This is a genomic window from Levilactobacillus angrenensis (genome assembly GCF_003946085.1).
GTDB classification, from domain to species: domain Bacteria; phylum Bacillota; class Bacilli; order Lactobacillales; family Lactobacillaceae; genus Levilactobacillus; species Levilactobacillus angrenensis.
This window is the reverse complement of record NZ_RHOB01000021.1, coordinates 1-20,507: the sequence shown is the minus strand read 5'-3', so window position 1 is coordinate 20,507 and position 20,507 is coordinate 1. Positions and strand designations below refer to the sequence as shown.

The following is a 20,507-nucleotide window of genomic DNA, read 5'->3' as shown; positions in this document are numbered from 1 at the left end:
CATGATCTTGCATCAAACGGATAACGACGACCTCGCCCAGAACTTCTTTACCCGCGATTATCACGACCGGGGAATGTTGAAGTGGGGCGGCTTCTACTTGTCCGACCACACCAGCGCTTTAGCCAAAATGCATGCGGCCGAGCGGGTGGAACAGCCCTTGCCTGAACAAACTGCGGCGGTCGTCAGTGAGCGCCTCGCCGCAGCCTGGCGCAGTCAACAGCCGGTCCACCTGCAGTTAAACGTGATGGATGACAACCAGACCATTCAGTGCTTAGATGGTGTGATTGCCGGGGTGTTTGACGATCAAATCATTTGTCAGCTGCCTACCGGTAAATGCCAATCGGTAGCGTTAGCGACAATTCGATGCGTTGTTCCAACCAAAAATGCGCACTGACCACAGCGAGGGTCGGTGCGCATTTTTGGTTTAGCAAAGGGACCATCAATGCCGACCGCGACATCAGTGTTCCCTTTGTTGGAGATTGAGTTATGGTGTGTTTCACAGATGGGTTGAAGCCCACCTCGGGGCCAGTATAACATTGCGGCGGTCGTTTGTTTACTGGTTCGGTAGAGATTGTGAAATTAACTGCTTTGCTGAGAGGGGGGCGAAAGGCGGTTAGCTAGCAGAGATTACCGTTACTGGGGTAGTGGTTCACAGCAACTACCTGGAAGTCACATCTACGTTAGGGGGTTACCGGTGAATACAACCGTCACCGTAGCCGAGAGTTCGCTAGAGATGAGTTCAGCTGTGGGAGTTCCCTTAGCGGCGCGGTTTACGGCACTTAGGGAACTGGCACCTTGGAGACACGGGTCATCGGCTCCGAGGTGAGGGCCAAGACTGCTCTTTGGCTTGGGCCGGCGCCCTCAGCGCTCCAACTCATCTCTAGCGAACGGTAAAGCGGCCAGCACATACCATGTAACCAACATAGAATCGGAGAACCCAAAAAAGGTAGCCACCGCGGACCACTCGCGGCGACTACCCAATTTGATTATAAGCTAAAATTTATTATTAGTGGTCTTCATCAACTCGGCACCCTTGTTCGTCATCAGGTAGCCCGCACCGTTCTTGGTGAACTGGATACCTTCAAACTCACGCTTGCCGCTCAAGTTGGTAGCTTCGACCTGCTTAGCCTTCAAATGGCCCAGCTTGGAAACAGGCACGGATGAAATGCTACTGTCGGAGACGAAGTACAACCGGTTACGTTTAACGTTGTACGCGATAGACTGTGGCTTAGTACCTGGCCGGTAACGAAGCCCTTGCATGACCAAGTGGAATTTCACAGACTTCTTGTTGATCTTCCCCTTGTAAATCTTGACCGCACCCTTAGGCGCCCAGCCACCGTTGGAGTAAGTGAAGAAGTAGGCATTACCCTTCTTATCAAACGTCAGGTTGGAGCCCATGGTAACGGTGTTCTTCAACATGAACTTGATCTTCTTGGTTGGCTTCAACGTCTTGGTTGAGACTTGTTGCACGTTGGAGTGAATCTTAACGGGCGCGCCAATGAACCAGAGTTGGCCGTTCTTAGGGTTCATTGCCAGTGATTGGCCGTGACCAGTGTTGAACTTTGGCCCAATCTTGATGTACTTCATGATGGCCTTGTCAGTGCTAGTCATTTGGTTGACGGAGTGGTCGTAAGTGGCCCGACGCAGGGCGTCCATGTGTGACGTGCTGATGCCAAATTTACTCCGGAGTGCGCCCAAGTTGTAACGGACGATCCAGCCTTCCGTGCTTTGAGAACTGGTAGTGATCAGTTCGTATAAGGTGTTGCCGTCCTTGGACAGCACTTCACTTTGGGGATTGCCCCAGTCAGCGGAACGGCTGTACGTCACTGGCAGGAAAACGTTAGACTTGAACGTGACCTTCTTGCCCTTGGTGCTGGAAATGCTAGTTGGGCTGGTCTGGAAGATGTTCGAGTAGCTCTGCTTAAACGTGTAGCGCTTGACGAACATATTCTTGTTTTTCACGGTTTTATACTTGTTGACATTGTAATTTGCCAACGCGTTGCCGTGTTGCGTATAAGTCTTGGCGTGTGCCAGTGTCGTCGTCCCACCAAAGAGTAGGGCAGCAGTGGCCGCGGCCGTTAATAAAACTGCTTTTCTCATGACTCAAAGTCCCCTCAAATTAAATATTTGAAACTGGTTACATAATTATTTATACCACAAATTTTCAGTCTCCGAACAAAAAAGCGGCAAAAAGTTGTATAAATCGGCTGATTTAGGTGGTTGACGCTGAGATTTTAGATTGTTTGGCTGGACGTGGCCGTTTTTTTCAAAGGAGAAGCCCCCCGCGATAATCAAGGCGACTTAAAAAGAAAATTCAGCCGCCAAGAAAAAATACCCGCCTAATCCTCAAATTTCGTCATTTTGACTAAACCGCGGCGGACCGCCTTGGCGTAAAGTTGTGGGCCAAAAGTACCGCCATAATCGTTAAAAATACCAGGGTTTTACGGAAATTTTCCCGGGTAGCCAGGCACATCAACGTCCGATAAAGTAGGGGTAATCCATGGCCATGGATCATCAGAATTGAGAGGATGATTCACGATGCAACCAACACCACACGCTGCTGCTTATAAATTTCTATATACTGGCGACCACGAGATGATTTTGTACGCCACGCTCAAGCGCCTGCACATTCGCCCGGCGCATCCCGATTACGAGGACTATCTCCAAGAAGCGCGGCTACTGTTCCCGGAAGTCTACGTTGATTTCCCGGATAATCCGGAAACCAAGCCGCACCAATTTCTAGCCTACGCCCAACGCAAGATTTACTGGGCGTTGCTGGACCGGTTGCGCCGGGACCGCAAGCAAAATGAACGGCAGGAAGACGGCGACCAGACCGAATTGCTAGACGTATTACCGAGCGACGACAATATTTTGGACGCCATCGGCCAACAAGATTTTCGCCGCTATCTCTTAAAAGTCATCGGCGGCTCCGGCAGTACCGGTGAGTGGCGCTTCTTGGTGGGCACATTGGTCGACCAATTAACGGCCGACGAAATCGCCGCCAAACACGGCGTGAGCCACAATACGGTGTACAAATGGCGCCGCACGCTCATCCGCCGTTTGGTCAATCATTTGACCCCGCCAGAAAATTTTTTAAATTAATTTGGCTTTAGGGGGTTACAAATTCCGTTTGGATTTCGTTAGTAAGAGTATAAGGGTTGGCCAACCACTTATAAAAATTTCGCAACATGAGAGGAGCACCACCATGCAAACCAACTGGAAGAAGACCACCATCACTTTTATCTTAGGCAATGACGTTGACCACCCCGTCAAGATCGTTTTACAAAACGCGGTCGCCGCGCCAGAAGCCAAACAGATCGAAGCCTTTGGCGGCTACCTCGCTGGCTTGACCGGCTTGCCATTTCACACCGCGACCGTGGCCACCCAAACGGCCGTTGCCTAACGTCTGTCACTCAGTCAACCGAAAGGGAGTTATTAAATGAAAGCATTAGAATTGAGTTTTAAGGGTTCCGACCTGCGCATCAAGCACCTGCGTTTGAAGTACGTCAACACGGACTTGTCCGCAATCGAAGTGGAAAACCTGATGAAGCAAATCGCCGCAGCCAAGCTCTTCAACAAGGACGGCGTGGATCTGTACGCCACCCCAGTGCGCGCCGACATCATCGAAACGACCAAGACCAACTTGGTAGGGGACCCAGCGCCTATCGCGTAACGTCACGAACGAATTGAACTGAACTGTCAACCTGAAGATGGCCGGCTTTCCTGCGAGGAGGCCGGCCATTTTTGGCTACATAATTGGAACTGAAGACATGTGATGAGACTCATGGTGTAAAAATTAGTCGTTTACGGCTTCGTAGTTCGCACTGGCGGACTCCCGGCTACTGGAGGGTGTACTCGTAACAATCGTTTTAGCCCCAGGTGGCAACTGATCTAGCACAGATTCTTAACACAGCGTTGTCGATAATCGCCAACTCACCGGAGGCAGTCAAAGATGACCCCAGCTGTGTCGACGGTGTTGGCCGAGGTTCATTCTCAGCCTACAGTGGCAGGATAAACCGCAGAACAGCCGCGGCATGGCGCTTGCTGCCGCGCAATTTGCGTGATTGAAAACGTTATGACCCAATAAGTGAAACTAACGTGAAACTCACGCCTCAAAATTTTTACTTCAATTTCTTAACCATTTCCCACGAGGTTAATCTGACCCGCTATACTGGGTCTCGTTAAGATTTAGGGGGAATGAGTAGGACACCCCACAGTCGGTTAGAACATTAAGATTAACGCAATTGGGAGGAAGATGATTGTGAGAAAACCAATGGAAACAAAAACACATTATAAGATGTATAAAAGTGGTAAAAACTGGGTATTTGCTGGATTGGTCTGTGGCGCACTGCTGTTATCGGCGGGCGTGACAGCGCAAGCGGATAATCAGACCGGGGCCGCCGCTGAATCCGCGGTGACGGCCGTGGCACCAACTAACGACAGCACACCAACCAGCGCGGGCACGGCAACCACAACTGCAACCGCAACTGAAGCCACGACCGAAACAACGGCTACGGCGACTAGCGAAACTGCCGCACCAACCGCCGAAGCAGAAGTCGTGGGGACGACCAAGCCGGCAGCGGCAGTTGACGACGTAACGGCCCCGGTCACATCTGACGAAACGGCGCCGACTGTGGTGCCTGAAGCACCCGCGACCCCCGCGGTGACCGTGACACCGGATAGTTCCGCGGCCGCGGCGACGGAAGAGGCAACGGCGACGCTCCCAGCCACGACCGAAGAAGCGGTGGGGACGACCAAACCAGCTGGCCCGGTTGACGCGGTGACGGTCCCGGCTGCGACTGACCCAGTCACGGAACCAGTCGGCACGACCAAACCAACGGCGAGTGTCGATCCCGTCACGCCAGCAGTTGACGACGCACCAACCGTCACCCCGGTTGACACCCCTACGGCCACCGTCGACCCAATCGTGGAACCAACGGCGGTAACCCCAACCGCGACCGAATCGGCTTTGACCGACCTCGACACGACGACGCGGCCGGCTGTGGCGGTCACCCCCGTCACGACCACGGCAGCGGTGACCGTTCCCGAAACGCGGCCGGACCTGACAAATTTACCGAGTGCCTTAGCGACTAGCTGGACTCAACCGGCCGTGGACCTGGTTCAAGCCGAACTGGCCAAGCCCGCGACCATGACGCTGGCGCACACCAAAGAAACCCCAGCCATCGACCTGTGGATGCCTAACAAACGGTTACAACAGATGGTCTTGGCGGCCTTGCAGAAGTTAAATGCCAGTGACAAGACCTGGAACACGGTGGCCGACATCACGCAAGAAGATTTGGCGCGGCTGAAGAAATTGGTTGCCGTGGGCCACAACGGCATGGGCACCTACATTGATGGCCACACCGAATTTTCACTCGTGGGGCTGGAACACGCGGTCAATTTGGAAACGTTGATGTTGACCAATACGCTGGATGTGGGCACCGGGGCGTTTTACGGCGATATTGTCGACGTAACGCCGTTGGCTAACCTGCAAAGCCTGACGATTTTGGACCTGCAACACAACCGGATCAAGGACGTGACGCCGTTGGCCAATTTGAAACACCTCAAACAGCTGGCCTTGGCCTACAATGCCATTCAAGACTTTTCGCCGCTGAAAGACACGGTTCCGCGTGACCCCGGCGACTTTACCTATACCGGTCAGTTCATTTTACTCGACCCCGTGATGATCAATGATGCCGATCGCGAGGGCCACCTCCAAGTGGCGTGTACCACGGTCGACGGCGAAGTGGTCCAACTGATTGGCCTGGCAGCTGTCGCCCAACCGCTATTTTATGTGAACGGTCAACACACGTATCATGTGTACTTCACGGGTGGCAATCCGAAGCCGGACGGTCAGGGTGGGCTGCACTACACCTACATTCAAGACCAGAAACCGGGAGCAACGTCCTGGCCTGGGGATGACAGTATCATTGTTGACCAATTGGCGGACTACTATTACTTGACGGGCGTTTACAAGCCGCAGGGCGCCACCGACTTTGCGGTGGTTCAACCCTATGCCATTTCCCACAGCGCGGCCAGCGTGACGGTCCATCACGTGGACGAAATGGGGAACGAAATTGCGCCGTCGACTACCCTGAAACCGGGGATGGTCGGTGAGGCGTACGCGACGACGCCGGAAAAGATTCCGGGCTACGTCTTGCAAACGACGCCGGATAACGCCACGGGGGTCTACGGGGAGACTGCCATTGACGTGACCTACATTTATGCGGAAGAGGAAGCCGATACGGAAGAAGGCGGCCAACCAACGCCAGGTCAGCCGGGTCAACCAGGCCAGCCAGGAACACCAACGCCGGAACAACCAGCACCAACACCAACGCCAGACCCAACCCCGGCACCAGATGGAGAGACCCCCGGTGGCGATCAGGGGCAACAACCGGGTGACGACGGCCAAACTGGCGGCCAAGGCGACCACGGCAACAACTCCGGTGGTAGTCAGGGTGGCGGTCAACCAGGGACGCCGGGCAGTCAGGGAACCGGCGACCACCCCACCGGTTCGCAACCGGGTACGTCAACGCCAGGGAGCGCCCAACAACCGGGCAGCGCTGGGCCAGCCGTTACGAACGATGCGGCCGGCGATACGGTGTTACCGGGGATGACGACGCCAAGTGCCACTAGTAACCAGACCGCGGGGACGGTCACGGCGCTGGCGCACAGCCATACAGCACCAACGACAACGCACGAAGCGGGACAAACGCCAGCTACAGCCGCAGCCACGACATTGCCACAAACCAACGACCGGACCACACCGGCCGCCTGGGGTGTCGCGCTATTGGTCGGCCTGCTGGGCTTGGTCAGCTTCAAGCGTCGGGTCAAAGAGTAAGCTAGCGAGCATCACCTGAAAGTGGTCGGCACCCCAGTGCGGGACCGGCCATTTTTGGCGCGATACCGGGGACGAGGTTCAATGCAAGATTGAAAACGTTATGGTGCGATTAGAGAAACGAACGTGAAACTCACGTGCCAAAAATTTTAGTTTAATTTCTTAACCATTCTCCACGCGACTAATCGGACCAGTTATACTGAATCTCATTGAGACAGGTGGTGAATGAGTAGGACACGCCACTGTAACTTGATTCACAGCACAAACACACTACGGGAGGAAGATGATTGTGAGAACACCAATGGAAACAAAAAAGCGTTATAAGATGTACAAAAGTGGCAAGCACTGGGTATTCGCCGGTGTGATCAGTGGCGCTTTACTGTTGTCGGCAGGGGTGACGGCGCAGGCCGACGATCAGTCCACGACGACGGCACCAACTGTGACCGCGGTCGCAACGTCGACGACGGCACCTGAGGCCGCTACGTCAGCCGTTACATCGCCGGCCGATGCCACCGCAGAGACGACAACAAAGCCGTCAACCAGTGAAACGCCTGACGAGACGACCACCGCCGATTCAGTGGGGACGACTAAGCCCGCGGGCGCCGTCGATTCGGTCGCGACCCCAGCGGTTACCCCGGAGGATACGCCGACAGCGCCAACCACCCCAGCGGTCACCCCAGAGACGTCCACGGACTCGGTGACGACGACTAGCGACGCAACGACGACCAACGATGCAACGCCGGATACCCCAATCGGGACGACTAAGCCCACGGGGACCGTCGACCCGGTCGCCGTCCCGGCACCAACGGACTCGGAAACAGCAGCGACAGAGCCAGTGGGGACGACCAAACCCGCAGACCCAGTCGACACCGTGACGGCGCCAGAAGCTACTGGTGACCCGACCACCCCAGCCGACCCTAACGATGCAGTGGTGGGGACGACTAAACCGGTCGGCTTACCAGACTTAGTTTTAGATGACGCGTCAACGCTGACCAAACCAGTCACGTCCTTGACCACGTCGGTAGCGACGACCACGCCAGCCGTCACCGCGAGCTTAGACGCCGTGCCACTGGTCCAAGCAGAAGTGGCTAAACCCGGGACGCGGCGTCCGTCTGACGCGATTAATTTATACGATATTGACCGGTGGATGCCCAACAAACAGCTCCAACTCGCCATTTGGCAGGCACTGAAGAAGTTGGTGAATCCGGGGAAGACCTGGGAGAGCGTGACTGACATTGAACAAGAAGACCTGTTGCTGCTGACGGAATTGGTGGTCAACGGTCAGAACGGTATTGATACCCACATTGATGGTAAGACGCCATTTTCACTGCTGGGGTTGGAGTACGCGACGAATCTCCAGACACTGATCATGGGGCCCGACCCGCAGAAGGCTCCGGGGTGGACCCACGGGGATATCGTGGACGTGACGCCGTTGATGATGCTGACGAAATTAAAGAAATTAGATTTACGCAATAACCGCATCAACAACGTGTGGCCGTTGAGCACGCTGGTCAATTTGACCTCACTGGAGCTGGCTAACAACTGCATCACCGATTTCCGGCCGCTGAACAAGATTCCGGGCATTTCCCATGACATCAAGAACTACGCCGGCCAGTTGATCATCATGCCAGCGGTGACGGTCGACCCGAGCAACATGGGGACGGACATGCACATCACCTGTTTTGACTTCGATGGGAGGCTGATACAGCTCTCTCCCATAAACGGCGAGTACCTTGATTTGCAGTCATCGTGGGATGGCCAGGAAACGTACCACGTGTATCACACGGGTGGCTTGGGGTGCATCGGCTTTCCGACTGGTTCGGGGGGACTCTACTTTTTCGAATTACCGACCCAAAAACCGGGGAACACGACTTGGGAAAAGCCCAATGAGCCCGGCAAACACGTGGACCCCCTCCAGAATTACTACTATATGATGGGCCACGGCATCGTGGAGGAAACGGATGACATCACGGGGGTCGTCACGGTAACGGACTGCTTCGTCGTGATTCAGCCGTATAACATTCAGGCGACCGCGGAAACGGCGGGAACGGTGACCGTCCATTACGTGGATCAAGAGGGCGAATCCATCGCACCGGACCAAGTGTTGCCAACCGGTAATCTGGGGGACAAATACACGACGGCACCACTCGTGATCAACGGCTACGTCTTGCAAAGTCGGCCAACCAACGCCGCTGGCATCTTGACGGTCAATGACGTCAGCGTGACCTACGTCTATGCGCTGGAAGAAGCCGATGCGGAGGCGCCAGAAGTGCCAGGTGATGGGGATGATAACAACCTTGTCACTGATCCGGATGGTGATACTGATCCAAGTGAACCAGGTAAGCCGGGGACACCGGGTGAACCAGGTAAGCCGGACAAACCAGAGAAGCCAGAAGAACCAGGAAAACCTGAAGAACCGGGTAAGCCAAGTGAACCAGGTAAGCCAGGAGAACCCAGCAAACCGGGTGAAGGCGGCACGGAAACTAACCCGGGTGGCGATGGCGGCACCGGTTCGAACCCTGGTGACGGTGGCACCGTGACGAATCCAGATGGTGGCGGCAACGGTACCGGCGGGGGTGGTGGGTCAACCACGCCAGCCCCAGGACCACAACCGGAAACGCCAGGTGGCGGCGATGGGGGAACTTCAACGACGCCGACCCAACCAAGTACCCCAGGTGGCGACACGGGGACGACTGGTGGTAGTGACGCCGGCGACCAACCAACGGGTCAACCGACGCCCGCGCCAAGTCAACCAACAGCGCCTACTGCACCAAGTGAAACGGGGGATGCGGGTGATCAGACGGTGACGACCCAACCAACGACACCGACAACGCCTACGCCAGTCACACCGACGCCCACGGGTAGCGACAGTCATCCGGCACCAACGACAACCAGTGCCCATCGGCCAACAGTTGATTTGACGGCACCGGTGACCGCACCCGGCACCGCGCAACCAACGTCGACGCCGACCCTGCCACAAACGGACGACCACCCAACGTCGGCGGTCTGGGGAGTGGCCCTGTTGACGGGGATGCTGGGCTGGCTTGGCTTTAAGTGGAAACGTAAGCAACACTAATGATTATTTAGCGGCCAGTCTGTCATTGGTCGCAGCCACACTGTTTCGGCGGTGTGGCTTACATAAAAATTGCGTCAGTGTATTTTGTGAGATACAATTACTGTGCGCGAAAAACTAAGCTTGGACGTGCTGATATGACTAAAATTGCAGACGTAAAAGGAATCGTCAATGATATTCGAAGTAGACGCGACAGTTGGCAACTCAGTACGCGGCGAATTAATTTACTAACGCTACAAAGATTAAATATGACAGATGAGATTGTTTTTGGCATTATTTACGATCGGTTGACATGGCAGGATTATGTCTCAGGTCCAGAAGCGGACAACCATCCTAGGCCGATACCGGGTGATATCTGGATTTTTGGTCTCACGATTGGTGGCTTACCCTGTTACTTAAAATTCCAGGACAAGCCTAGTGGCCTGATACTTTGGCTATCGGTGCATGCAACGACTAAACCACTTCATTTTCCTTACAGAAGTCAGCAATCAAAAGAGGTGTGATGCATGAGAAAAAAATTTTTTAATCCCGAACTGGCAACGACAGATTGGTATACGGAGGTTTGGCGGGTTGAACTGGTTCAAGTGAAAGATGTGCCAGCTTTGTTGGTCAGAAATCACTATTGGCAAGATGCGGCCGGCGAACTGTGGGGGGATTTTGATCATCCCATGGAAAACGTTAGAGCCAGCTTTGCGGCGTATCGTGCCAAGAAAGGCTATATGACCCCCGATGAGATTCGTTCATTGCGTAAAGGCCTTGACCTGTCAGTCAGAAAATTTGCAGAACGGTTAGGGATTGCCCCATCGACATTGACCCAAATTGAAAATAACCAACGGGTCCAGGTCAAATACCAAGAGCTGCTGTTCGAGAGCGCCCGTGATTATTATCAAGCGGCCGGCCGACTCCCGGCACGTTGGTCTGCGGATGATAATGAGTTGGTCGATGACTTAGCAATCAACTCAGTCTACCGAACGACCCCGATTACCCGTTATCAGATACCACAAAATGTCCGAAAATCAATGTCCAATAAAACGTTTAGGATTTCTAGTGAATGGGGGGAACTTGCTTAATGAGTGCTTTGAAATTTAGCGGTTATCGCGTTGTTCGAATGAGTTATACGCGAAATGAAAATTATGTCGTCACAGATCACCCCTTGTTGTTGAATCCGGTCCCGGCCACAGATATTGACGTAGCTGGTGACCAAATAAAGGTAACATTAGCCATTGTCGCTGGAGCCTTGACGGGCAAGAAGATGCCCTTTAAGGTGACTTGCGTGTTAGTCGGTGACTTTACTTATGAGCCAGCGGAAGGTGCTGGTACGGCTGATTTGGATACACTGGTTCGGAATAATGCGGTCGCGATTCTTTACCCTTATGCTCGGGCGATTGTTGCGACCTTGACGAATAATTCTGGCGAGTTTCCGAGTTACAATTTGCCAACCATTAATGTTAGCGAGTGGCTAGCGGATGAAGAGAAAGGTTAAAGTGAGCGTAAAAAATACCACCAACGTCCCGCCAATGACGGCAGTAGCGTTGATGGTATTTACGTTAACAGATAATACTTTTAGTGAAATTAGCCTAACGTCGCAACGGCATCGGCCAGAGTTCCGGCGAGATTTCTACTTGCGTCGTTGATGTCGTAGTCGTTGCTAGGATCGTCGCTTGCAGCAATCACTTCTGCGAGTTGGTCGCTCATGGCGGCTAACTTAGCGTTGGTCACAGAGTCGAACCGCCCCTTGAAGCTAGCTGTGGCCTGGATGATAGCTTGTCCATCTTTGGCGGTGTAGCCGCTGATGTCTTGGATAACGTATGGTAGGCCAAAGGAAGAATAAGCATTGCTAGTCGTGACGTCCTGAAAGCGATCTAAAGTGTCTGTTTGGTCGCCAGAAGACATCGACCGTACAGCTGCTAAGACGTGCTTGATGTCTGACTTTCGCCGGGCCAAGGCCTTGGTGTTGACCTTCTTCAGGTTGCCTTTCCAGATCCAGCCCTTCACGTTGCCGCGCTTGTTCTTGACGTAGTAGTAGGTAGCCGTCTTGCCGTTACGCTTCTTGAGCTTCACGGACTTGGTGGCGTAGAAGGTGGTCTTCAGGTACTTGAAGGCTTTGTGGGCCTTCTTGGTCAGCTTCTTGTTGGCGTAAATGTAGCCACCTTTGGCGTGGTAGGCCGTTTTCTTCAGCTTCTTGGTGCTGAGGACCTTGGCCGCCTTGGTCTTGGCCAGTGCGGGTAAGGTCGTGGTCGGCAGGGATGAGACGCCCAGGCTGAGGGCAACGAGACTCACAGCGGTGGTTTTGATTAGTTTGTTCATGGTGGATACCTCCAGTTATGTAGATGTGAAATTACTTTTTAATTATATCACGATAATGCGAAAATGAATTTACTTTAGAACAATTATGCTTCAAATTCATTGGGCAGATTTATAGTTAGGCGATAGTTATTGGATACGATTGTTGAGCCGTCGGGGAAAAAGGTCCGGAACGATGCTAGTTATGGGAAGGATTACATCTTGGGAAAGTACCGTGCGTTACCCAAGTTGCAACCGCTCAAATCCCTTTAAAAAGCTAAAAAGCCACCAACAGCAACCCGTCTAAACAACGCGTCTCTGTTGGTGACTTTAACTTTGTCCGATTAAAAAATATAACGTCAATTCCTAAGACTGTAGTAGCTAGCGAACGGCAACCCGGCCAGCCAACCTTACCCCACATGCGGATGCTCCAACACCTTATCCGGATAGGCCCGCGCGACGTAGGCCGTGATGGCCGCAATCATCTTCGCGGTCGACGGGGCCTTGGCCTGCTCGGAGTTGACCACTAGACAAATCGTCCGGTAGAAACGCGTGTCGAACGGGTAGACGTTGACGTTGCCGCTGACCCGTTCCAAGGCTAGCTCGGGCAAAATGCCCATGCCCATGCCGGCCTCGACCATGGCCAAGATGGATTGGTCGTCGATGGAGAAGCGCAGGGCGTTGGGCCGAATCTGGTAGTGGTCGAGTGCGGCCTTTGTGTCCTTGTCGTAGTCGCCGCGTTGGAGGATGAAGTTCTGGTCGACCAGGTCGGCAGCCGTGACGGTGGTCCGGTTGGCGGGGATGAAATCACTCGGGGTGATGCAATAGATCTCGTCTTTGACCAGCGGCAGAACGGTCAGCTTTTCCGCGACCGGCAAGGCGGATAGGCCCAGGTCCAGCCGGCCCGTTTTGACCGCGGCGGCGATGTCACTGAACCCCGCTTGTTCTAAATTGATGTCAATTTGCGGGTAATCTTGCTTGAACTGCCGAATGATGGGCGGTAGCCAGGTGATGCATACGGAGGAAAAGGCCCCCAGCCGCACGGACCCGGCGTTTAAGCCGTTGATGTTGGCGGCGGCTTGTTGGAGCCGGTCCTCGGCGTTGATGACGCCCTGGATCAGCGGTAAGACGTTTTCCCCGTCCGGTGTCAGCTCGACGCCGGTGCGGTTGCGGATGAAGAGTGGGAAGCCTAGCTCCTTTTCCAATTGATTGACGGAGTGGCTGATGGCCGAGGGCGTGACGTTCAGCGTTTGGGCCGCTCGGTAAAAAGTTTGTTCTTGCACGATAGCTTGGAAGACGCGGTAAGCAAAAGGTAACATCGACGACACCCCCTGAAGTAGTTAGTTAAGTTGAATGCGATTCACGTAAATTCGAAATAGATGAACTATTTTTCCGTTACTGGTATTTTAGCATAACCGTGCGGCCAGGGGAACGAGAGACCGGTGGTTGGGGCGGTGAATTAGCAGTGGGGTAATGGAAAATGAAAAACGGTCAATCGTTGGGGATTGACCGTCATATAATCTGGACAGAGATAAACTTAGGGTTAAAAGGGCATATTAATATTATCAATGCTTTGGATATAATTGCCTTGGTAAGCGATATGTCCATCGATTTTAATGAGCAATGTGTATGACTGTAAAGCATCCGGCAATGTTAACTCAATTCGTTTAGTTAGCAAGGCTCGAAGAGTTTTACCAGGCCACCAGTAATAGGAACCATCAGGAAGTAAGACTTTAATTGTCACGTTTAAATAGTTATCGCTTGCATCGTTATTTAAAGCAAAACTGTATCCATTATCTAGAGCGGGATTTTTCCATTCTTCAGGATAGGCATTGTTGGTGTTACTCAGTATCTTAAATCGATTACTGGTAAGTTCAACTTCATTGACAAAATTACGATTCATAAAAAAGTAGAGCTCTTCTTGTACCATAATTTTGTTATCGAATGTATAAATATTCGCGTCATGAAGCAGGTTCAATAAGGTTTCTTCTTCAGCAGAAGATCTAACTAAAATTACCCTCAGTTGTTCAAGATCCAGTTTTTGTGGAACGATGATTTCGGCTTGCTTTCTGCCAATGATAGACTTTTTCTGCTGTTCGGTTATGTTCCAAAGGGGGCCATCCTGATAAATATCACTAAAGGGGAGCTGGCTGAATTCCTCTGGAGTACTGTATCGTTGTACCGGCCCTTTTAAAGCAAGAGACTGAGAAGTGAACTGCACACCTGGTTGTCCTAATAACTCGGGTAGTTTAAACACAAAAAATACTGGAATAGGGCAGTCAGCATGTAGCTTTTGCGGCTACTCTTTACCTGAAACCCCTCGTTATAAAATTGCGTTGGAGTTTTGGGGCGGAAGTATAATCTGACGTAATTTCCCACGTCAGAAGATGTTTGTGAAATAACTTGGTTACTAGCATTATCATTTCGCATCAATCCATTTTGAATGGCGTAGTTTCTAGAATAGATATGCTCTTCTTTAAGGATATTAACAGCATTGAGAATGTCGGTGAAATGGTAAGCGAAACGTGGCCACATTTTAAGCTTGAGGTCATCTAAATCTGTAGGTATTCTTTTATTGAGAATATCGTTAATAACTGCTTGAAAGTCCATCAGATCACCTTCCACCAGAAATCATCTTTGAATTTTCATCTGGCTTATTCACAGTCAGAACAGGTAACTGACTTTGATTGAGCGTGATCAGGCTAACTGATTTTCCGCGTAATGCAGCAGGAAGTATCTTGATATAAGGCAATGTCGATACCAATAATTTGAATAGTTCCTCGTCGTCATGATTGTGCAATTCTTGTGGGAGTTCAACAGGAACTATCACTCCTTGTCGCCGTAAACGTGTCCAGAAGTCTGATATGTCAGCTTGGGAAAGGGCATATTTGCCTTTGGGTGAACCCTCAATGGTCATAAAAACGACGGCTGTATCATCTAACTTGGATGTAGGCTGTTCATCTAATAATTCAATCCTATGTCCGTGGAATGCATTGAGATTCTCTAGTGATAACTGTTGCTTTAGCTCAGTCTTGAATTCACCGACACTTAGGACAGCTGGTTCTTTTTCCAACCATTTTTTCATGCTGCCCGGGTTAATGAATTCAGGAGTAGCAATTTTCTTATCATACAAGTGAATATAAACTTTAATCGGTAGTGGTTGTAAATATTTCTCCATAAGAGGTTTCACTTCACTTTCCCAATCTAGACCGCCGTTGCCAACGCCAAGTTGAGGAAATGCAATGGTTTTAATCTTCTTAGCTCGATATGTCGCTACGAATTTCTGTAATCCTACCTCAATATAAGCTAATTTTGATTTATTACGCCAATCCTTTTTGGTTGGGAAGTTCAAAATCCATTTATTATCTGTCTTATAAAGCCATAGCTTTCCGATAGTTAATACTTGTGCTTCGCATAGCTTTCGATATTCAGTAAACATGTTAGGATAGAGACGTTTAAAGTCGAGAGCGATGCCTTTTCCCATGACACCAACGGTATTAACAGTATTGACGAGTACTTGGGCTGGACTATCAAATAAGCTAGTCTTTAAGTAAATAAGCAAAGTATTCCCCCCTTTTCTTTGATCATTTGCGTCAGTAAAGTTCATAGTGTCGCAATAAGCTGATAACTTACTGGAAGTATAACACAGACCTGGTGGAATTTATCTATGACCCGTTGCCGTTTTTGACTGATGAGAAATTAGAGAGAAACGGGTAGAGTAGTATTGCGAGTCCGTCTATTAGACTTTATCCAATAAGCTAGCAGACGTCTCGATTAGGGCTATCTTTAACCCCACCCAAATTGGTAAAGATGAATTACATTCACGTAATTTCCGAATAGTTGAACCAGCTTTTCGCGCACCGATATTCTATCATGAACTCAAGGTCAGGGCGGGGTCACCGCGCCCGCTAGGTAAGTTGATCAGAGTGCCGGCAGCCCCGCGCTGTCAGAAAGGTGTGTGATTACCATGTTGAAAGATTTGTTGGCAACTCGTGCGAATCCAGATGTCCCGTCGGCGTTGAGCGGCCTGTTCACGAACGACCCGGACCCCAGCGCCATTTCGTTTGCGGCCGGCAGTCCCAATGAGAGCCTGTTCCCGGTGGCGGCGGTCCAGCGGGCCTTCAATACGGCCATCGCCAAGCAGGGCGCGCATTTGTTCCAGTACCAAAATCCCCAAGGCAACCCAGCGTTACGGGCCAAGTTAGCGGCACGGATTGGTAAATGGGGGCAGGTCACGACGGACGCCGATCACGTGGTCTTGACGGTCGGTGGGCAACAAGCCATCGAGCTGGTGGCCAAGGCGCTCCTGAACGTGGGTGACGAAGTAGCCGTCGAGGTGCCGACCTACGTGGGGGCGCTGGCGGCCTTAGACCTCTACCAGCCGACGTATTACGGCGTTGACCTCCAAGCAGACGGCATCGACCTTGATCAGCTGGAGACCACCTTAAAACGCCACCCCGGCATCAAGCTGTTGTACACGGTGCCAGACTTCCACAACCCGACCGGTATCACTATGAGCGTGGCCAAACGCGAACAGCTGGTGGCCCTCGCCAATCGCTATGATTTCATCATTCTGGAGGACTCACCGTATCGCGACCTGGGCTACGAGCAAGCCCCACTACCGGCCATCAAGAGCTTTGACACCGAGGGCCGCGTCGTCTTCGTGTCCAGCCTATCGAAAATTTTAATGCCCGCCTTACGGACCGGTTGGCTGGTGGCCGATGACGAATTGCTGGCGGCCATCATGAAGGTGCGGCTGGCTAGTGACCTGGAGGCGACCGGCGTGACCCACGCGGCCATCGACGCCTACCTGACGGCCAATGACCTGGACGCCCACGTCAACGTGCTCAAGGACCACTACCGCGTGCAGTGTGCGGCCATGGTGGCGGCGCTGGGGAAATACTTCCCGGACGATGCCCAATTCACCACGCCAGCCGGGGGCTTCTTCGACTGGGTCACCTTGCCTGCTGGCATCGACGCCGGCGCGCTCCTGCATGACCAGGTCACGCCCAACGCCCACGTCAGCTACGTGCCAAGCACCAACTTCTACCCGAACCGCGACGTCCACAACGGCCTGCGTCTATGCTTCAGCGGCCTGACGCCAACGGTCATCGACGCCGGCATCCACCGCCTGGGTGAACAGGTGAAGGCCGCCGTGCATGAGGCGAAGCCGGTGGTGTGAATAAACTGTTAAAGAAAAAGGCGTCGCACGGTGGCGGCGTCTTACATAGAGGTGGATTCAGGTCAGATTGATGACCTTCCAACCAAATCACCCATAAATAGGAAAAGAAAAAATTCCAACCGCCACTCACCCAACCAACGACCGCCCCCCGAGCCGTCATTTCGCCACCATCCTCGCAACGTGCTAGAGTAACGCTCAAGGAGGCGAGTGCCATGTCGAAGAACTTTGAAGTGGGCCGGCCCCGGGAGTTCGGCAACTGGGACTACCGGGTGATCCCCTTTACCTATCAACGTTACTTTGCCTACTGCCAGCGCGAATTTCCCGCCGACTGCAAGGCCCTCAGTGAATTTCAGTGTTACTTCTGTCGTATGCACTACGGGAGTGCTGCGGCCGATCAGTGGATCAATGGTAAGTATCTGCCACCCAACGGCGCGGATAGTCTGTTTGGTGAGTGGGACCTCGACCACCTGCGGCAAACGGGGGAGGTGGTCAGTCCGACGGAACCGCACGTGGTTCAACGACGGATGCCCCACCTGACCATCTGGGATTACTGGTTGAGCCTGCAGGGCAATCTCACCTGGGCGGACGCGGAGGAGACCGACTTCGTGATTGGGGATGCCGACATCTTGCCATTGGCGGAGGTCACGCACCGCATGCAAGAGTATCTGGACTGGCTGAAGTCGACGACGCTACCGTTCCCAGACTACGACAACTTCTTGTATTGGTACTGCCAGTCCGGCGTCTTCATGATGTTGACGGCGTGGCAGTACGACCTGCCTAGCCATACACCGGCCACCTTCGCCGCGTTTCTAGCGGACCAGCAGGCCGTCTTCTTAGGCCACGTCCGCACCTATATGGACACCTTGAACGGCTGGTCGCACTATTGGAAAAATTAACCTGAGCAACACAAAAGGCCGACGAATAAAATTTCGCCGGCCTTTACCTTAAAGAAGTTAGTCGTTTCCGTTCTCCGCGGAAGCGATCACTTTAAGGTAACGATTTCCTGTTGCCAAAAAGCATCACCCCCTTTCATTTGATGCCTTGAGTATGGACCCGCAGCCACGAGAATGCAAGGATTGTGTCTTGACCCAACGAACCACCTAATCTTCCAGGGCCAAAGCTTAACGCCGCATTAATCTTTACCACTTCTAAACAGTTTAAATTGACCTTAAGTCGCCCATAACGTTGTAGTTAAGCTGTTCATAGCAAAATTGTTCATGTGACAAAAACATTACAGAAGGCCGTTTATTGTTTCAATCCAACGACAAAAAGAGCATAATCCTTGTTTCTCCACAACTAACGGGCTATACTAATAGTCGTAGTTAGGGGATAGCTAAACGAGTTAGCAAACTTAAGAAATAAAATTCTTAACAAAAGCGCTAACTTCGGTTATACTATTCTTGCTTGATAAATTACATATTTTATGTTTGGAGGAAGAAATACTATGCAATCAAGTTTAAAGAAATCTCTTTACTTGGGTCTCGCTGCATTGAGCTTTGTCTCAGTTGCTGCCGTTTCAACTAACGCATCAGCTAAGTCATATGCCAAGGCTGGCGCTTACACCACTTTAAAGGCTGCTGCTACCGACCGTAACGTCGAAGCAACTGGTACTAACGCTTTATACACTAAGCCAGGTACTGTTAAGGGTGCTAAGATCGTCGCTTCTAAGAAGGTTATGGGCGAATTAGCTACTTCCAAGAAGTCAGCTAACTACTTCCGTGCTTACGGCCAAAAGGTTACTAACCGTGGTTCTGTTTACTACCGTGTTGTAACGATGGACGGCAAGTACCGTGGTTACGTTTACGGTGGTAAGACTGAAGGCACTTTCGCTGCTGGCGTTAAGTCTGCTAAGACTACCACTGATCAAACGAAGCCTACACAAACTACTGGGTACTACTTGAAGAACACTGCAAAGAATACTCTTTGGACTGCTCCTAAGTACACCCAATACAAGGCTAAGAAGGTTAGTCTGTACAACGCTTCTGCTTCAGATACTTTTACTGTTGACCAAGCTGCCACTAAGACGCGTGAAGGTTCATTATACTACCACGTAACTGATGACAACGACAATTCTATTTCTGGTTGGATTTACGCTGGTAAGGGTTATGATGCTACTATCACTGATAACTCTAAGCAAGACCTTGGTGGTCTTTCACTTAGCCAATCAGATCAGGCCGCTACTGTTAACAACAGTGTTACTGTTAACTATGTAGATAGCGCTACTAAGAAGTCTGTAGGTACTGCAACTTGGATTACTTCTGCTAAGAATACTAAGCAAAACGACCAAGTTGGTGCAACGACTACTAACGCTGCTGGAACCACTTTGGATAACTTTGCTAAGGCAAAGGCTAATGTTCCTGCTAATTACCAAGTTGACACTAGTTCAACTGCTGTAACTACTCCAGCTGTTGCTGGTGACAGCCTTTACGGTGGTACTTACACCGTTCCTGTTACTCAAACCGCTACTTCTAAGTTGACGCTTAAGGTACAAACGGTTACGGATCCTGACACGCTCAGTCTTGATCCAGCACCTGCTGCTGACTTCAAGGGTGCGGCTATTGGTGATATCTTGAATAAGACTAACGCCGTTATCCCTGCATTGAGTAATGATGATTTGACTGGTGCTACTTCTGCAGTTATGAATGACACTACTGCATTTACTTCATTATTTGCTGATAAGGGTACTCTTGCTACTATTCAAGGTACTAAGACTTACACTGATAGTGCTAAGAACACTTACCACTATGAATATGATGCAGATACGAATGCTACTCCAACGTTAAACGCTGGTACTAAGTTTGGTCAAACTTACACAGTTGCATACACTGCAAAGCTTGTTGCGGGCCCTGCTACTGCTTCTAACACTAACTCAAATACTAATACTGACTACTTAGGCTAGTATAGTGTGTGAGATGTCTCATTGATTAATGTTGATTGAGATGAAAGAAATCCAATTCGTAGATGAATTGGATTTCTTTGTTTTTTGGGCTCTTTGTCAACCGGTGTTGATGGGGAGAATTTGAGAGGTTCAATTCACTTACGAATTGGGCCTCTTTTTTGGACCCGGATATTAAATTCAATCTGTATTCTATAGTGGAAGTTGGTCCAGTTGCGGTAGCCGTAGGCGGTGC

General features: G+C 51.5%; 18 protein-coding genes. 12 read left to right on the top strand and 6 right to left on the bottom strand.

Annotation, left to right across the window (positions count from 1 at the left end):
- The first annotated feature begins 1 nt into the window (after window position 1).
- A complete protein-coding gene (locus EKM83_RS10905) occupies window positions 2-394 on the top strand; it encodes a hypothetical protein (RefSeq protein ID WP_125577362.1) in 393 nt (130 codons plus the stop codon).
- Window positions 395-993: 599 nt separating this feature from the next.
- On the opposite strand, the gene EKM83_RS10900 is transcribed toward EKM83_RS10905, so the two are convergent.
- Complete coding sequence (locus EKM83_RS10900; protein WP_125577360.1) at window positions 994-2,100, bottom strand: hypothetical protein; 1,107 nt, start codon at window positions 2,098-2,100, stop codon at window positions 994-996.
- Window positions 2,101-2,538: 438 nt separating this feature from the next.
- On the opposite strand from EKM83_RS10900, the gene EKM83_RS10895 reads away from it, so the two are divergent.
- The 8 genes from EKM83_RS10895 to EKM83_RS10855 all read left to right on the top strand — a co-directional run bounded on the left by EKM83_RS10895 (window position 2,539) and on the right by EKM83_RS10855 (window position 11,394).
- Window positions 2,539-3,102 carry a sigma-70 family RNA polymerase sigma factor gene (locus EKM83_RS10895; protein ID WP_125577358.1) on the top strand — a complete coding sequence of 188 codons (564 nt, stop codon included), beginning with the start codon at window positions 2,539-2,541 and terminating at the stop codon, window positions 3,100-3,102.
- Between the two features lie 103 nt (window positions 3,103-3,205).
- Entirely contained in the window at window positions 3,206-3,403 is a 198-nt protein-coding gene (locus EKM83_RS10890) for a hypothetical protein (protein WP_125577356.1), read from the top strand.
- Window positions 3,404-3,439: 36 nt separating this feature from the next.
- Window positions 3,440-3,673, top strand: a complete 234-nt coding sequence (locus EKM83_RS10885; RefSeq protein WP_125577354.1) for a DUF2922 domain-containing protein — start codon at window positions 3,440-3,442, stop codon at window positions 3,671-3,673.
- Window positions 3,674-4,261: 588 nt separating this feature from the next.
- Entirely contained in the window at window positions 4,262-6,841 is a 2,580-nt protein-coding gene (locus EKM83_RS10880; protein WP_164505661.1) for a MucBP domain-containing protein, read from the top strand.
- 298 nt (window positions 6,842-7,139) lie between these two features.
- Window positions 7,140-9,914: a MucBP domain-containing protein gene (locus tag EKM83_RS13375; RefSeq protein WP_164505660.1), complete on the top strand. Its 2,775-nt coding sequence runs from the start codon at window positions 7,140-7,142 to the stop codon at window positions 9,912-9,914.
- A 134-nt stretch (window positions 9,915-10,048) separates the two neighbouring features.
- On the top strand, window positions 10,049-10,414 hold the full coding sequence (locus EKM83_RS10865; protein WP_125577350.1) for a hypothetical protein: 366 nt from the start codon (window positions 10,049-10,051) through the stop codon (window positions 10,412-10,414).
- 3 nt (window positions 10,415-10,417) lie between these two features.
- On the top strand, window positions 10,418-10,981 hold the full coding sequence (locus tag EKM83_RS10860; RefSeq protein WP_125577348.1) for a helix-turn-helix domain-containing protein: 564 nt from the start codon (window positions 10,418-10,420) through the stop codon (window positions 10,979-10,981).
- Window positions 10,981-11,394 (top strand): protein-export chaperone SecB, encoded by a 414-nt coding sequence (locus EKM83_RS10855; RefSeq protein ID WP_125577346.1) that lies wholly within the window; start codon window positions 10,981-10,983, stop codon window positions 11,392-11,394. Before EKM83_RS10860 ends, EKM83_RS10855 begins: the two co-directional genes overlap by 1 nt.
- A gap of 89 nt (window positions 11,395-11,483) precedes the next feature.
- Here the strand turns inward: EKM83_RS10855 and EKM83_RS10850 are convergent, their stop codons facing one another.
- From EKM83_RS10850 to EKM83_RS10830, 5 genes are all read right to left on the bottom strand, one after another.
- Window positions 11,484-12,218: a hypothetical protein gene (locus EKM83_RS10850; protein WP_125577344.1), complete on the bottom strand. Its 735-nt coding sequence runs from the start codon at window positions 12,216-12,218 to the stop codon at window positions 11,484-11,486.
- Between the two features lie 386 nt (window positions 12,219-12,604).
- Window positions 12,605-13,513: a LysR family transcriptional regulator gene (locus tag EKM83_RS10845; protein WP_125577342.1), complete on the bottom strand. Its 909-nt coding sequence runs from the start codon at window positions 13,511-13,513 to the stop codon at window positions 12,605-12,607.
- 224 nt (window positions 13,514-13,737) lie between these two features.
- Window positions 13,738-14,415, bottom strand: coding sequence for a DUF4433 domain-containing protein (locus EKM83_RS10840; protein ID WP_263853785.1), 678 nt, complete (start codon window positions 14,413-14,415; stop codon window positions 13,738-13,740).
- A gap of 11 nt (window positions 14,416-14,426) precedes the next feature.
- Window positions 14,427-14,804 (bottom strand): DarT ssDNA thymidine ADP-ribosyltransferase family protein, encoded by a 378-nt coding sequence (locus tag EKM83_RS13540; RefSeq protein WP_125577338.1) that lies wholly within the window; start codon window positions 14,802-14,804, stop codon window positions 14,427-14,429.
- Window positions 14,805-14,808: 4 nt separating this feature from the next.
- Entirely contained in the window at window positions 14,809-15,756 is a 948-nt protein-coding gene (locus EKM83_RS10830; RefSeq protein WP_125577336.1) for a macro domain-containing protein, read from the bottom strand.
- Between the two features lie 405 nt (window positions 15,757-16,161).
- Here EKM83_RS10830 and EKM83_RS10825 point away from each other — a divergent pair, with 405 nt between their 5' ends.
- From EKM83_RS10825 to EKM83_RS10815, 3 genes are all read left to right on the top strand, one after another.
- Window positions 16,162-17,376 (top strand): aminotransferase-like domain-containing protein, encoded by a 1,215-nt coding sequence (locus tag EKM83_RS10825; protein WP_125577334.1) that lies wholly within the window; start codon window positions 16,162-16,164, stop codon window positions 17,374-17,376.
- A gap of 212 nt (window positions 17,377-17,588) precedes the next feature.
- Complete coding sequence (locus tag EKM83_RS10820; protein WP_125577332.1) at window positions 17,589-18,272, top strand: hypothetical protein; 684 nt, start codon at window positions 17,589-17,591, stop codon at window positions 18,270-18,272.
- A 548-nt stretch (window positions 18,273-18,820) separates the two neighbouring features.
- Window positions 18,821-20,275, top strand: a complete 1,455-nt coding sequence (locus EKM83_RS10815; RefSeq protein WP_225418664.1) for an S-layer protein — start codon at window positions 18,821-18,823, stop codon at window positions 20,273-20,275.
- Window positions 20,276-20,507 lie beyond the last annotated feature (232 nt).

Coding starts and splice junctions, on each gene's coding strand:
- EKM83_RS10895 (WP_125577358.1), top strand. CDS start 2,539: ATGCAACCAACACCACACGCTGCTGCTTATAAATTTCTATATACTGGC.
- EKM83_RS13375 (WP_164505660.1), top strand. CDS start 7,140: ATGGAAACAAAAAAGCGTTATAAGATGTACAAAAGTGGCAAGCACTGG.
- EKM83_RS10855 (WP_125577346.1), top strand. CDS start 10,981: ATGAGTGCTTTGAAATTTAGCGGTTATCGCGTTGTTCGAATGAGTTAT.
- EKM83_RS10860 (WP_125577348.1), top strand. CDS start 10,418: ATGAGAAAAAAATTTTTTAATCCCGAACTGGCAACGACAGATTGGTAT.
- EKM83_RS10845 (WP_125577342.1), bottom strand. CDS start 13,513: ATGTTACCTTTTGCTTACCGCGTCTTCCAAGCTATCGTGCAAGAACAA.
- EKM83_RS10850 (WP_125577344.1), bottom strand. CDS start 12,218: ATGAACAAACTAATCAAAACCACCGCTGTGAGTCTCGTTGCCCTCAGC.
- EKM83_RS10900 (WP_125577360.1), bottom strand. CDS start 2,100: ATGAGAAAAGCAGTTTTATTAACGGCCGCGGCCACTGCTGCCCTACTC.
- EKM83_RS13540 (WP_125577338.1), bottom strand. CDS start 14,804: ATGGACTTTCAAGCAGTTATTAACGATATTCTCAATAAAAGAATACCT.
- EKM83_RS10815 (WP_225418664.1), top strand. CDS start 18,821: ATGCAATCAAGTTTAAAGAAATCTCTTTACTTGGGTCTCGCTGCATTG.
- EKM83_RS10820 (WP_125577332.1), top strand. CDS start 17,589: ATGTCGAAGAACTTTGAAGTGGGCCGGCCCCGGGAGTTCGGCAACTGG.
- EKM83_RS10905 (WP_125577362.1), top strand. CDS start 2: ATGATCTTGCATCAAACGGATAACGACGACCTCGCCCAGAACTTCTTT.
- EKM83_RS10865 (WP_125577350.1), top strand. CDS start 10,049: ATGACTAAAATTGCAGACGTAAAAGGAATCGTCAATGATATTCGAAGT.
- EKM83_RS10890 (WP_125577356.1), top strand. CDS start 3,206: ATGCAAACCAACTGGAAGAAGACCACCATCACTTTTATCTTAGGCAAT.
- EKM83_RS10825 (WP_125577334.1), top strand. CDS start 16,162: ATGTTGAAAGATTTGTTGGCAACTCGTGCGAATCCAGATGTCCCGTCG.
- EKM83_RS10885 (WP_125577354.1), top strand. CDS start 3,440: ATGAAAGCATTAGAATTGAGTTTTAAGGGTTCCGACCTGCGCATCAAG.